This window comes from Zoogloea sp. (genome assembly GCF_041904905.1).
GTDB lineage: Bacteria > Pseudomonadota > Gammaproteobacteria > Burkholderiales > Rhodocyclaceae > Zoogloea.
The window spans coordinates 66,658-79,587 of record NZ_JAYRMI010000008.1 but is presented as its reverse complement, the minus strand read 5'-3'; the positions used below and the strand labels follow the sequence as shown (position 1 = coordinate 79,587).

The following is a 12,930-nucleotide window of genomic DNA, read 5'->3' as shown; positions in this document are numbered from 1 at the left end:
GGGGGGGGGGGGGTCTGCTTCGGCCGGCGGGGGCGGCGGGGGGGGGGCCCCAACCCCCGCCCCCGCCGCAGCGACGGCCGGGAGGGCTGACCGGCTGCATGGCGGTGATATTTCACTGTTTGCTGCCGGAATCCGGCCGGGCCGTGACTTCCTTCGCCCCGCTGCGGGACTTCCTGCCTTGGCAAGCCGGGGGCCCCGATGCACCATCGCGAAAACCGAAAAAGTCACCAGATCAGCATGACGTCAGATCACGCCAACCGGGAAACGTCGGACTGCGTTACCGGGCGCTTGTCGCCCGGCAGCAGCCTGCTCGATGCCCTCACCTGCCTGCTGGCCCACGGCCTGGATTCCGTCGCCGTGGGCGACGACGGGCCGGCACAGCGCTTCCTGGGCGCCCACACGGTGCTGTGCGCACTGCAGGCGGGCCTGCCGGCGACCACCCCGGTCTCCGGGCTGGCCCTTGCCGACAGCGCCGCGGCCGCCGGTAGCCCGTCCCTTGGCGTCGCCACCCTCATCAACGGCCTGCCGATGCGCATGTGGCTCAAAGGGCGCGACGGGCGTTACCTCATCGTCAATCGCAGCTTTGTCGGGTTTTGCGGCCACGCCCTGCCCCAGACGGTGGTGGGCAAGACCGACCTCGACCTCTTCCCCCAGGCCGTGGCCGACGCCGAGCGCGCCGAAGACGCCCGGGTGATGCGCGACGGTCAGCCCCTCTGCCGGGTGGACCGCCTGGGCGACGATCCGGCGGCGGGCTGGTTCGAGACCTTCAAGACCCCGGTGCGCGGCCCCGACGGCGAGGTGATCGGCACCGTGGGCATGGCCTGCGACGTGAGCGAGCGGGTGCGCGAACAGCGGGCCGCCCAGCGCAGCCGCAAGCAGCTGGCCGACGTGCTGGCCACCATCGGCGAGGGCATCTGGGATCGCAACCTCGTCACCGGCCGGATCAGCCACAACCGCCGCTGGTGCGCCATGCTCGGGCTGGACGACCGCTGGCTCAACCACGGGGCGGCCGATCTGAATGCCCTGATCCACCCGGAAGACCGGGAGCGGGTCAGCGCGGCGGTGGCGGGCTGCCTGGCGGGCGGCGGCGCCTATGTGGCCGAGTATCGCCTGTGCCACGCCGACGGCCACTGGCTGTGGGTGCGCGACCGCGGCGACGTGGTGGATTACGGCAAGGACGGCCAGCCGCGGCGGATGGTGGGCAGCATCGCCGACATCAGCGCCATGCGCAGCACCACCCAGGCCCTGCTCGAGAGCCAGAGCCGCTACCAGCAGGTCTTCGACAGCGTGCGCGAGGTCATCTTCCAGACCGACGCCCGCGGGCGCTGGCAACTCCTCAACCCGGCCTGGACCGAGATCACCGGCCACGGCGTGGACGAGGCCATCGGCCACAGCTTCCTCGACTACCTCCACCCGGACGACCGGGACGCCCGCCGCGAGGCCCTGCGCCCGCTAGTCGAGCGCACCCAGGACTACTGCAGCGCCACCCTGCGGGTGAAGTGCCGCGACGGCAGCTTCCGCTGGCTCGACCTGTACGCCCGCGCCATCGTCGACGCCGACAACGCCCTCGTCGGCACCTCCGGCACCCTCAACGACGTCACCGCCCGGGTGGCCGCCGAAGATTACCTGCGCCTCACCGCCAGCGTGTTCCGCTACGCCCACGAGAGCATCATCATCACCGACCCGGAGGCCCGCATCCTGGAGGTGAACGACAGCTTCTGCGCCCTCACCGGCTACACCCGCGAGGAGGTCGTCGGCCAGCACAGCCGCCTGCTGCGCTCGGGCCTGCACGATGCGGCCTACTACGAGGCCATGTGGTCGGCCCTGCTGCGGGACGGCGTGTGGCAGGGCGAAACCTGGAGCCGCAAGAAGAGCGGCGAGTTCTACGCCCAGCTTGGCAACATCTCCGCGGTGCGCAACGAGGCCGGCCAGACCACCCACTACGTGGGCCTGTTCACCGACATCACCGACATGAAGGAGAACCAGCGCCAGCTCGAGCACCTGGCCTACCACGATGTGCTCACCCAGCTGCCCAACCGCAGCCTGCTGGCCGACCGGATGCGCATGGCCCTGGCCCAGGCCGAGCGCAACGGCACCCTGGCGGCGGTCGCCTACCTCGACCTGGACGGCTTCAAGCCGGTCAACGACAGCCTGGGCCACCACGTGGGCGACCGCCTGCTGGTGGAGATCGCCCGCCGCCTGCAGGGCTCCACCCGCGCCGGCGACACCGTGGCGCGGATGGGCGGCGACGAGTTCGCCCTGATCTACAACGGCCTGGAGCACGCCGACGAATGCGAGCAGGTGTTCGACCGCCTGCTCGCCAGCATCTCCGCGCCCATCGCCGTGGACGGCCGCGAGCTGTGCGTCACCGCCAGCATCGGCGTCACGCTGTGCCCGCTCGACGGCTCCGACCCCGAGCGCCTGCTGGCCCACGCCGACCAGGCCATGTACCTGGCCAAGCAGGCCGGTCGCAACCGCTTCCACCTCTTCGACCCCGAGCGCGACCGCCGCCTGCGCGCCCACCGGGACGCCCAGATCCGCGTCGAGTCCGCCCTCAGCGGCGGCGAGCTGGAGCTGCACTACCAGCCCAAGGTGGATGCCCTCACCAACGCCCTGTCCGGCGTGGAGGCGCTGATCCGCTGGAAACACCCCGAACTGGGCCTGCGCCTGCCCGGCGAGTTCCTGCCCACGGTGAGCGAATCGCGCTTCGAGATCGACCTGGGCAAGTGGGTGCTCGCCACCGCGGTGGCCCAGCTCGACACCTGGTGCGCCGCCGGGCTCTCCACCCGGATGAGCGTCAACATTTCGGCCCGCCACCTGGCCCACCCGGATTTCGTGCCCCATCTGCGCTCGGTGCTCGACGCCCACCCGGGCGTGGACCCCGGCCTGCTGCAGCTCGAAGTGCTCGAATCCACCACCATGACCGACCTCTCCGGCATCGCCCGGATCATGGCCGCCTGCAACGAGCTGGGGGTCAGCTTCGCCATCGACGACTTCGGCACCGGCTTCGGCGCCATGAGCAGCCTGCGGCGCCTGCCGGTGCGCAGCATCAAGATCGACCGCTCGATCATCCACAACATGCTCGACGACGCGGACGACCTGGCCACCGTGCAGAGCATGATCGGCCTGGCCGCCGCCTTCCGCCGGGAGGTGATCGCCGAGGGCGTGGAGACCCCGCGTCACCGTCAGGCCCTGCTCAAACTGGGCTGTCATCTGGTGCAGGGGCACGGCATCGCCCGGCCCATGCCGGCCGCGCGCATGCAGCGCTGGATGCGCGCCTACGCCACCCGCCACTGAGGCGCCGCCGCACCCCGGCCGCGCGCCGGCGGTCCGCCCACGGCGGTTGTAACACGCCCATGTCCGCAATCCGGCCCGTTTCGTGCGACCATGCGCTCCGCGTGGCCGCCCGAAGCGGGCGCGCATCCCGTCATAACCACGAAACAAACATGGAATTCCTGACCGACCCGCAACTGCTGATCGCCTTCCTCACCCTCACCGCGCTGGAGCTGGTGCTGGGCATCGACAACGTGATCTTCATCTCCATCCTGGTGGACAAGCTGCCGCCCGAGAAGCGCGCCTTCGCCCGCCGGCTTGGCCTGTTCCTGGCCATGTTCATGCGCCTCGCGCTCCTGGCGGCCCTGTCGTGGATGGCCGGCATGACCGCGCCCCTCGTCACCGTGATGGGCCACGGCTTCTCGGGCCGCGACCTGATCCTCCTGGGCGGCGGCCTGTTCCTGGTGTGGAAGAGCACCCAGGAAGTGCACCAGCTGATGGAAGGCGAGGAGGGCGAAGCCTCCAGCGCCGTCAAGGCCACCTTCGGCGCGGTGATCGCGCAGATCATCGTGATCGACATCGTGTTCTCCCTCGACTCGATCATCACCGCCATCGGCATGGTCAACAACCTGCCGGTGATGATGGCCGCGGTGATCGCCTCGGTGGGCCTGATGATGGTCGCCTCCGGCCCCATCGGCGAGTTCGTGTCCCGCCACCCCACCGTCAAGATGCTGGCCCTCTCGTTCCTGCTGGTGATCGGCGTGGTGCTGATGGCCGACGCCTTCGGCCACCACGTGCCCAAGGGCTACATCTACTCGGCGATGGCCTTCTCGGTGATGGTCGAGATGCTCAACCTGCGCATGCGCTCCCGCCACGCCGCCAAGGTCGAGCCGGTCAAGCTCCACGAGCCCTACGTGCGCGAGGACGGCCAGCAGTGACGGCCCCCTTCGGGCCGCTCACGCCGGATTTCGTGCTGTCGGCGGTCGAGGCCGCCGGCCTCGTCTGCGACGGCCGGCTGCTCACCCTCAACAGCTACGAAAACCGCGTCTACCAGGTGGGCATCGACGATGCCCCGCCGCTCATCGCCAAGTTCTACCGCCCCGGGCGCTGGAGCGACGCGGCCATCCTCGAGGAGCACGCCTTCCTCGCCGAACTCGCCGAAGCCGAGATCCCCGCCGTGCCGGCCCTCGCCATCGGCGGCCACACGCTGCACCACTACGAAGGCTTCCGGGTGGCGCTGTTCCCCCGTCGCGGCGGCCGCGCGCCGGAGCTTGACGACCCGGCGGTGCTGGGCTGGCTGGGCCGCTTCCTGGGCCGCATCCACGCCATCGGCGCGAAGCAGCCCTTCGTGCATCGGCCGGCGCTGACGATCCAGAGTTTCGGCGAAGAACCGCGGGACGAACTCCTCGCCTCGCCCTTCCTGCCGCCCGAGCTGCGCGAAACCTGGCGCTCGGTGGTGGATCAGGCCCTCGACAGCGTGCGCCGCTGCTTCGAGCGCGCCGGCGCCCAGCCGCCGATCCGTCTGCACGGCGACGTGCACGGCGGCAACGTGCTGTGGACCGACGCCGGCCCGCATTTCGTGGATTTCGACGACGCCCGCAGCGGCCCGGCGGTGCAGGATTTGTGGATGCTCCTCTCCGGCGACGCCCAGGCCATGGCCCGCCAGCTCGACCGCGTGCTGGAAGGCTACGAGCAGTTCGCCGATTTCGACCCGGCCAGCCTGCATCTGGTCGAGGCCCTGCGCACCCTGCGCCTCATCCACTACGCCGGCTGGATCGCCCGGCGCTGGGACGACCCCGCCTTCCCGGCGGCCTTCGGCTGGTTCGACACCCCGCGCTACTGGCAGGACATGATCCTCGCCCTGCGCGAGCAGGTCGCGCTGATGGACGAATCGCCGCTCGTGCGGCAGTTCTAAACCTCAAAAGCAAAGGGGCGACCGGAGTCGCCCTTTTTTTACGCGGTGCCGCCCCTCAGGCCGGCGCAGTCTCGGCGGGCTCGAACTCCCCGGCGCGGAAGGCGTCCAGCAGCCGGCGCATCCGCCCGGCGTCCTCTTCGGTGAAGCCCTGCTTGAAATCCGTGAGCACCAGCCGCGCGCGGGTCGGCCAGTTGCCCGGCGCATCGTCGATGGCCAGCCACGACGCGGTGGGCGCCTTGGCCGCCAGCCACTGCCGGGCCTCCCGCTCGCGCAGGCCATACAGCTCGTTGGGGTTGCGCGGGAAGATCGCCGGCGTGGTGTCGATCACCCGCGGCTGGATGTCCGGCGAGAAGCGCGCCCGCAACTTGGGCAGCGAAAACAGCGTGCGCCAGTCGGACGCGATCACCACCCGGGTCTCCGGGTAATCCCGCAGCACCGCCTCCAGCGTGGGCAGACAGCGAAAGTCCTCCGCCTCGCGCCAGGGGTGGGTCACCCCATCGAAATCGAGGAAGACATAGACCGGGATCACGCCCGGGCTGTGGAGGTTTTCAGCGGTCATTGATGCGTCGCAGCATTACGGTTGAGGAAACCCGGATTCGTGCCGTTAAGAAAAAAAGTGCACGTAACAGTATTCGTAGACCATTTTAAGGTGTGTAATTGTTGCGGTGCAGTAATTTTTTATCGAACCCCAGGAGGCTTCCATGAACCCGATCATCAATCTCGAAGGCAAGGTGGGTCTGATCACCGGCATCGCCAACGAAAAATCCATCTCCACCGGCGTGGCCGAAGCCTGCATCGAAGCCGGCGCCAAGGTCGTCATCACCTACCAGAACGAAAAGACCCTGGCCTTCATCGAGCCGATCGTCAGCCGCCTGGGCATCGAGGACGTGCTGCTGCTCGACGTGACCAAGCCCGAAACCATGGACGAAGTCTTCGCCCAGATCGACGCCCGGCACGGCAAGCTCGACTTCGCCATCCACAGCATGGCTTTCGCCAAGCGCGACGACCTGCACGGTCGCGTGGTGGATACCTCGCCCGACGGTTTCGCCATGGCGATGGACGTGTCCACCCACTCCTTCGTGCGCCTGGCGCGCAAGGCCGAGCCCCTGCTGGAGAAGGCCGGCGGCGGTTCGCTCATCACCATGACCTACCTGGGCAGCGAGAAGGTGATCGCCAACTACGGCGTGATGGGCCTGTGCAAGGCCGCGCTCGAAGCCGCCACCCGCTACATGGCTTTCGAGCTGGGCCCCAAGAACATCCGCGTCAACGCCATCTCTCCGGGCCCGCTGATGACCCGCGCCGCCTCCGGCATCGCCGGTTTCGACGGCCTGATGGCGGCCGCCGTGGATCGCTCGCCCCTGCACCGCCTGGTCACCCCGGAAGACATCGGCGCGCTCACCGCGTTCCTCGTCTCCGACGCTGGCCGGAACATGTCCGGTGGCGTACACTTTGTGGATGCTGGCTACAACATCATCGGATGACCCTCGTCGATCCGCGATGATCGACCCGCCCGCCGTACTGCCGGAATCCGGGAGAGCGCTCAGTCGCCTTCCCGATCCGGTTCCGGCTCACCCCCTGCTCGAAGGTCTCGTCGAGATCGGGCGGGGGGAATTCTCGATCGTGCTCGACGCCGGTGACGGCGAGCGCGTCTTCAAGGTGGTCAGTTCCCCGGCCGACTACTTCTACCTCGCCGCGGACGACCGTCCCACCGGCATCCATTTTCCCCGCGTGTTCGCCGATCACGGCGTCGTCGGCAAGGCCAGCAACGGCTACTCCTTCCGCCTCGTCGAGGTGGAGCGCCTGCGCCCGGTGGCGGGCGACGCGGCGCAGCTCGCCCGGCTGCTCGCCGCCGCCTACTGGGAAGGCTGCGAGAAGTGGGCCAACATGGGCGTCAATCGCGGCCGGCTGGCGCTGTATCACATCGCCCAGGAACCGCCCCCCGCGCTACCGGCGAGCCTGGTGGATGCGGTGGCGAAGCTGTCGGACTTCATCGAGGAGTATCCGGTGCAGCCCGACATCCTCAACCCCGACAACCTGATGATGCGGGCAGACGGCACGCTGGTGCTCGCCGATCCGGTGTTCCTGCCCTGAGCGCCCGCGGCGTCAGCCTGCGCGGTGCAGCAGCGGGCGCTTGGGGGCGTTCTTGGTGAGCAGCTTCCAGGCCACGCCGAACACGTCGTCGCCCCGCGAGACCGCCTTGCGCGGCAGGGCCAGCAGGTCGTTCGACGCGGTGGCGGCGGCCCGCTCGCAGGTGGTGCCCGACGTGTAGCCGGCCGCTGCGGCGGCTTCCATGCTGCGCAGGTCGTGGCTGCCGTAGGGGTAGCAGAAGTGATCGACGCGCTGGCCGAGCAGGTCTTCGAGCGCCGACTTGCTGTCGCTCATCTCGCGGGCGATGCAGGCTTCGTCCTGTTGGGCGAGGCGCAGGTGGCTCCGGGAGTGGGAGCCGACGGTGAAGCCCATGTCTCGCACCTCGCGCAGCTGTGCCGCGGTCATCAGCGGCGCCGGCTCGGGGCCGACGCCCGCATCCCACAACGACGTGCTGCCGATCAGGCTGCTTACCGCGTACACCGTGGCCGGGTAGCCGTGGGCCTGGAGCACCGGCGCGGCGTTCTCGAGGAAATCCACGTAGGCGTCGTCGAAGGTGAGCACCAGCGGGCGCGGCGGCAGCGCCTTGTCGCCGCGCAGGCCGGCCACCGCGTCGTCGAGGCTGACGACGGTGTAGCCGAGCACCCGGAACAGCGTCATCTGGGCGCGAAAGCGCGGCAGGTGGCAGTACAGCGCGCCGTGGGCCTTCACCCGGCCGGGAAAGTGCCCAACCCGGTGGTACATGAGGATCTGGATCATCCGCCGCAGGCCTCGCGATAGGCTGCCAGGGTTCCGTCGAACATCGCACTCTCCGTGAAGCCGGATTTGAAGCGCTGGCGGGCCCGGGCGCCCAGGGCGGCCCGTCGCGCGGGGTCGGCCAGCAGCTGGGCGATGGCGTCGGCGAGGGCCGGCACGTCGTCGGGTGGCACCAGCAGGCCGCTCGCGCCGTGCTCGACCACCTCTCCGATGCCGCCCACCGTGCTGGCGACGATGGGCAGGGCGCAGGCCGAGGCTTCCAGCAGGGTCAGCGACAGGGCCTCCCGCCGCGACGGGGCCAGCAGCATGTCGGCGGCCGCCAGCAGGGCCGGCACGTCTTCGCGCAGGCCCAGAAATCGGACCCGCCCAGCGATGCCCAGTTCCGTGGCGAGGGCCTGGATCTGCGGCCCGAGATCGCGGTGGTGGTCGCCGGCGAGGAGCAGCGTCCAGCGCTGGTCCTGGATGCGGGCGAGCGCCTTCAGGGCGGTGTCGTGGCCCTTGGCGGTGACGATGCGGGCGGCCATCAGCAGGCACGGCTCGTCGTCGGCGAGGCCCAGCGCGGCGCGGGTTGCGTGGCGCACGTTGGCGGGCAGCGCGGCGGCGATGTCGGCAATGCCGTGGTGGACGACCCGGATGCGCGCCGGGTCGTAGCCCTCGCGTTCGAGAAAGCGCGCCACGGCGCCCGATACGGCGATGATCCGGTCGGCCCGGCCGAAGTGCTTGCCGGCGTTGTCGGAGTGGGCGGTGGCCACGTTGGGCACGCCGGCAAGCCGGGCGGCAAACCCGGTGTAGAGGGCGCCGCGGGTGAGGTGGCCGTGGATCAGGTCGGCCTTTTCGCGGCGGGCGTACAGCGCCAGGCGGATGACTGACGGCAGATCGTAGATGCCCACCATCGGCAGGTTGATCCCGCCAAAGCCGTCGGCAGTGAGCTGCTGGCCGAGCCAGCCGTTCATCGAGCCGGCAAACAGCGCCTCGTGGCCCCGCGCCCGCAGGCCGCGCATCAGCTGCAGGGCGTGGCGTTCGGCGCCGCCGCTGCGCAGGCTGTGCAGCACGGTAACGATCTTCATCGGCCGATCACCCGGCGATAGACGGCGAGGTTGCCGGCCACCATGGCGTCGATGGAGAATTCGGCCAGGATGCGCGCCCGGCCGGCGGCGCCGAAGCGGGCGCGCAGGGCCGGGTCGGCGGCGAGGCGGTCGATGGCGGCGGCGAGCTGGGCTTCGTTGCCGGGCTCGATCAGGATGCCGGTGACGCCGTCCAGCACGGCCTCGGGCAGCCCGCCGGCGCGGGTGGTGACGATGGGCACCGCCGCGGCGGAAGCCTGCAGCAGCGACACGCCCAGGCCTTCCATGTCGGCCGGGTGTACCAGCAGGTCGAGCCCGCCCAGCCAGCGCGGCAGGTCGTGGCGGAAGCCGGCGAAGCGCACGGCGGCATCCAGCCCGCGGCTGGCGACTTCGGCGCGCAGTTCGGCCTCCAGCGGGCCCTGGCCGAAGATCAGCACCACCAGCTTCGGGTGTTTTTCGAGCAGGCCCGGCAGCACCGAGAGCAGGTAGCGGTGGCCCTTGCGGGGGATCATCTGGGCCACCACGCCGGCCACCAGCGCATCGGGGGGCAGGCCGAACTCGGCGCGGAAGGCGGCGGCGTCGACCGGCGCGAGGTAGGGCGTGGCGTCCACGGCGCTCCTCACGCAGGTGACCTTGGCCGGTGCGAGGCCTTCGGACAGCAGCACCTGGCGGATGCCTTCCGAGATGGTGATGACGTGATCGTAGAGCCGATACTTGATCGCCACCGCGAGGCGGGATTCGGGGTTGTCCACCCGCCGCGACAGCACGCAGGGCACGCCGGCGAGCTTGGCGGCGAGGCCGCCCCAGGTGTCGGCGCCGCGGCGGCTGTGAAGGTGCACGAGGTCGGGCGCTTCGGCGCGGATTAGCTTGGCGAGGCGCAGCACCATGCCCGGGTCGCCGTCGCCGCCCATCTTCATGGGCACCACGCGCACGCCGGGGGGCTGCTGGCGGGCGGTGTCGCTGCCGGTGGGGCAGGCGAGCAGGTTGTCGATGCCGCGGGCGGCGAGGCCCTCGACGATGTACTGCACCTGTCGCGCGCCGCCGTAGAGGAACTTGCCGGCTTCCACGTGGAGGATTTTCATCGTGCGGCTCCGGCGGCCAGCATGGCCTGGGCGCGTTCGATGACCATTTCCGGCGTGATGTCCCGCAGGCAGGTGAACTTGCCGCCGCAGGTGGGCCGGCGCTTGCACGGCGAGCACTCCAGCCCCAGCCAGATCACGCTGCCGGTGGGCCGGCCGGTGTCGGTGTAGGGGCAGGTGGAGCCGAAGATGGCGACGGTGGGCTTGGCCAGCGCGGTGCCCATGTGGGTGAGGCCGGTGTCGACGCCGATCACCAGCGCGGCGCGGGCGATGACGGCGACGGCGTCGGGCAGGCGGGTCTGGCCGGCGAGGTTGACGATGCGCGGGTCGGCCGCGGCGATGCGGGCGGCGGCGTCGGTATCCGCGGGGCCGCCGAGGATCACCGGGGTGAGGCCGGTGGCGGCGATGAGCTGCGGCGCCAGCGCCTGCCAGGCGTCCTCGAACCAGTGTTTTTGCGGGCGGGTGGTGAAGGGGGCGAAGACGGCGTAGCGGCCGCTTGCCTGTTCGTGCAGCCCGTGGGCGGCGAGTTTGGCCACGGCGCTGGCGTCCGCCGCGGGGGCAACGTGGAGTGTGGGCAGAAAGTCGCCGGCGTCCGCGCCCAGGTGCTGGGCGAGGAATTGGTATTCGGAGCCGATGCGGTGGATGTCGCCGCCGCGGGGGATGACCTCGGTCATCAGCAGCTGGCTGCCTTCTTTCGAGCCCAGGCCGACCCGGCGGGGTGCGCCGGAGAGCCAGGTGATGAAGCCGCTCTTGAGCAGGCCCTGCAGATCCAGCGCCACGTCGAACTTGCGGGCGTGAAGCTCGCGCCGCAGGGCGAGCACCCGGCGGGCAAGTTCGAGCTTGTGGCCGCCCTTCCAGAGCTTCACCCATTCGGCCTTGCTCCAGGCGATGACCTCGTCGATGGCGGGGTCGGGGAGCAGGAGTTCGTGGATGCCGGGCTCCACCAGCCAGGCCACATGGGCGTCGGGGTAGCGGCGCTTGATGGCGGCGGGCAGCGCGGAGGCGAAGACCACGTCGCCGATGGCCGAGCTGCGGACGATGAGGATGCGCTTCACGCGGGGACTCCGGCGCGGCCGAATGGAGCCGGGCGGCGGGGCTGGGAGCGGAGGCGGAACGTCATGGGCGGTGGAGGGCGGCGCAAAGACCGCTATTGTGCCGCAACTTGCGGCGCTTTCGCCCGGCGGCGGCTAGCTGCGGCGGATCGGCGGGTGGCGCGGGGTGTTCTTGGCGATGAGCTTCCAGAGCACGCCGAAGGCGGTGTTGCCCTGGGAGACGGGCTTGCGCGGGAGGGTGAGCAGATCGTCGGCGGGGGTGGCGATGGCCCGCGCGCAGGTGGTGCCGGTGACGTAGCCGGCGTCGGCGGCGGCGTGCACGGCGCGGATGTCGTGGCTGCCGTAGGGGTAGCACAGGTGGTCGACCCGGCTGCCGAGCACGTCTTCGAGCATGCGCTTGCTGATCGTCAGTTCTTCGGCGACGCGCCGGTTGTCGACCTGGGCGAGACGCGGATGGCTGACGGTGTGGGAGCCGACGGTGAAGCCCATCTCGTGCACCTGGCGCAGCTGGGCGGCGTTCATCAGCGGGGCGGGGCGCAGCCCTTCGGGCTCGACCCACGACGAGGCCTGGCCGAGCAGGCCGGCGACCGCATAGACGGTGGCCGGGTAGCCGTGCGCCTTGAGGATGGGCGCGGCGCATTCGAGGAAATCCACGTAGCCGTCGTCGAAGGTGAGCACCACCGGCCGGGCGGGCAGGGTGGCCTCGCCGCGCAGACCGGCGACGGCCGCATCCAGGCCGATGACCGAATAGCCGCAGCGCTTGAGCATGGCCATCTGCGCGGCAAAGCGCGGGCGGTGGCAGTATTGCCCCCGATGGCTGGGCATGCGGGTCGGGAAGTCCCCGACCTGGTGGTACATCAGAAGGTTAATGCGACTCATTCTTTTTACGGCTGCAAGTCCGACTGTGGATCATGCCGGAATTTTGTTGCCGTTGTTTCCTGCCGGGCTGGGGAATTTAACGCCGGGTTGACGGAATTGACACTTTTTTGCCCTGTTGCCCCCGTGCCGGGCAATCAGCCGTTCGTGGCCAGCCAGATCAGGGCGGCGACCAGGGCGAGGCCGATCGCCACGTTGCGCGCCTTCTTCATGGTGCGCTGGAGCTTCACCCGCTGGCGGCTGGCCTGGAAGTGCTCGACCACCGGCGTCTCGGAGCCCCGGTCGAAGATCTTCACGTAGCGCTCGGGCAGCGGGCCGAGCTTCAGCTCGGGGTGGCGGTCGACGGCGGCGGAGAAGCTGTCCTGGTCGACGCCGAGCACCATGCCGTCCTGGGCGGCGATCCAGTCTTCGACGAAGGCGTGCACCGCCGGGGTGTTGCGCAGGTAGAGCGTGCCGGTGAGGTAGCGGTGGGACATCCCGGCGCTGTCGGGGGCGACGAAGACGCCCAGGTCGGCGTCGAAGCGGTAGAACAGTTCGAGGGGCGAGCGGACGACGGAGTCGGCGTCGAGGTACACCACGTCGCGGCCGGGGAAGCGGCGCAGGCAGTCGAGCAGGAACTCGGGCTTGATGCGGGTGTTGGCTTCCCAGTAGCCGCGGCTGGGGAAGCGCTTGAGGAAGTAGGGGGTGCCGGTGCGCTCAAGGGAGTCGCGCAGCTGGGCGGCTTCGGCGGCGTAGCCGTCGGTGAAGAAGCCGCAGGTGAGGAAGGGTACGCCCGCAGCGTCGTGGAGGATTTCGCCGTCGGCGCCCATGTTCATCGTCGGTGTTCCGAA

12 protein-coding genes are annotated in these 12,930 nt (G+C 70.2%); 5 read left to right on the top strand and 7 right to left on the bottom strand.

Translation table 11 applies throughout. The annotated features are described in order from the left end of the window. The first annotated feature begins 237 nt into the window (after window positions 1-237). The 3 genes from ACE3N6_RS04140 (at window position 238) to ACE3N6_RS04130 (ending at window position 5,188) form a co-directional block, all read left to right on the top strand. The gene (locus tag ACE3N6_RS04140) at window positions 238-3,297 is read left to right on the top strand and encodes an EAL domain-containing protein (protein ID WP_374243913.1); all 3,060 of its coding nucleotides are present in this window, start codon (window positions 238-240) and stop codon (window positions 3,295-3,297) included. Window positions 3,298-3,446: 149 nt separating this feature from the next. Continuing rightward, entirely contained in the window at window positions 3,447-4,211 is a 765-nt protein-coding gene (locus ACE3N6_RS04135; RefSeq protein ID WP_374243912.1) for a TerC family protein, read from the top strand. Continuing rightward, entirely contained in the window at window positions 4,208-5,188 is a 981-nt protein-coding gene (locus ACE3N6_RS04130) for a serine/threonine protein kinase (protein WP_374243911.1), read from the top strand. The genes ACE3N6_RS04135 and ACE3N6_RS04130 overlap by 4 nt, the downstream gene beginning before the upstream one ends. Before the next feature lie 55 nt (window positions 5,189-5,243). On the opposite strand, the gene ACE3N6_RS04125 is transcribed toward ACE3N6_RS04130, so the two are convergent. Next, window positions 5,244-5,747, bottom strand: coding sequence for an HAD domain-containing protein (locus tag ACE3N6_RS04125; protein ID WP_374243910.1), 504 nt, complete (start codon window positions 5,745-5,747; stop codon window positions 5,244-5,246). A gap of 142 nt (window positions 5,748-5,889) precedes the next feature. On the opposite strand from ACE3N6_RS04125, the gene fabI reads away from it, so the two are divergent. Further along, window positions 5,890-6,669, top strand: a complete 780-nt coding sequence (gene fabI, locus ACE3N6_RS04120; protein WP_374243909.1) for an enoyl-ACP reductase FabI — start codon at window positions 5,890-5,892, stop codon at window positions 6,667-6,669. A 16-nt stretch (window positions 6,670-6,685) separates the two neighbouring features. Continuing rightward, window positions 6,686-7,279, top strand: a complete 594-nt coding sequence (locus ACE3N6_RS04115; RefSeq protein ID WP_374243908.1) for a hypothetical protein — start codon at window positions 6,686-6,688, stop codon at window positions 7,277-7,279. Window positions 7,280-7,291: 12 nt separating this feature from the next. On the opposite strand, the gene ACE3N6_RS04110 is transcribed toward ACE3N6_RS04115, so the two are convergent. The 6 genes from ACE3N6_RS04110 to ACE3N6_RS04085 all read right to left on the bottom strand — a co-directional run bounded on the left by ACE3N6_RS04110 (window position 7,292) and on the right by ACE3N6_RS04085 (window position 12,915). Beyond that, window positions 7,292-8,032, bottom strand: a complete 741-nt coding sequence (locus ACE3N6_RS04110) for a polysaccharide deacetylase family protein (protein WP_374243907.1) — start codon at window positions 8,030-8,032, stop codon at window positions 7,292-7,294. After that, entirely contained in the window at window positions 8,029-9,096 is a 1,068-nt protein-coding gene (locus ACE3N6_RS04105; protein WP_374243906.1) for a glycosyltransferase, read from the bottom strand. The genes ACE3N6_RS04110 and ACE3N6_RS04105 overlap by 4 nt, the downstream gene beginning before the upstream one ends. Beyond that, window positions 9,093-10,175 (bottom strand): glycosyltransferase family 4 protein, encoded by a 1,083-nt coding sequence (locus ACE3N6_RS04100; protein WP_374243905.1) that lies wholly within the window; start codon window positions 10,173-10,175, stop codon window positions 9,093-9,095. The genes ACE3N6_RS04105 and ACE3N6_RS04100 overlap by 4 nt, the downstream gene beginning before the upstream one ends. Beyond that, a complete protein-coding gene (waaF, locus tag ACE3N6_RS04095; protein WP_374243904.1) occupies window positions 10,172-11,227 on the bottom strand; it encodes a lipopolysaccharide heptosyltransferase II in 1,056 nt (351 codons plus the stop codon). The genes ACE3N6_RS04100 and waaF overlap by 4 nt, the downstream gene beginning before the upstream one ends. Before the next feature lie 132 nt (window positions 11,228-11,359). Next, a complete protein-coding gene (locus tag ACE3N6_RS04090) occupies window positions 11,360-12,103 on the bottom strand; it encodes a polysaccharide deacetylase family protein (protein WP_374243903.1) in 744 nt (247 codons plus the stop codon). 134 nt (window positions 12,104-12,237) lie between these two features. Next, entirely contained in the window at window positions 12,238-12,915 is a 678-nt protein-coding gene (locus tag ACE3N6_RS04085) for a putative nucleotide-diphospho-sugar transferase (protein WP_374243902.1), read from the bottom strand. Window positions 12,916-12,930: the final 15 nt, after the last annotated feature.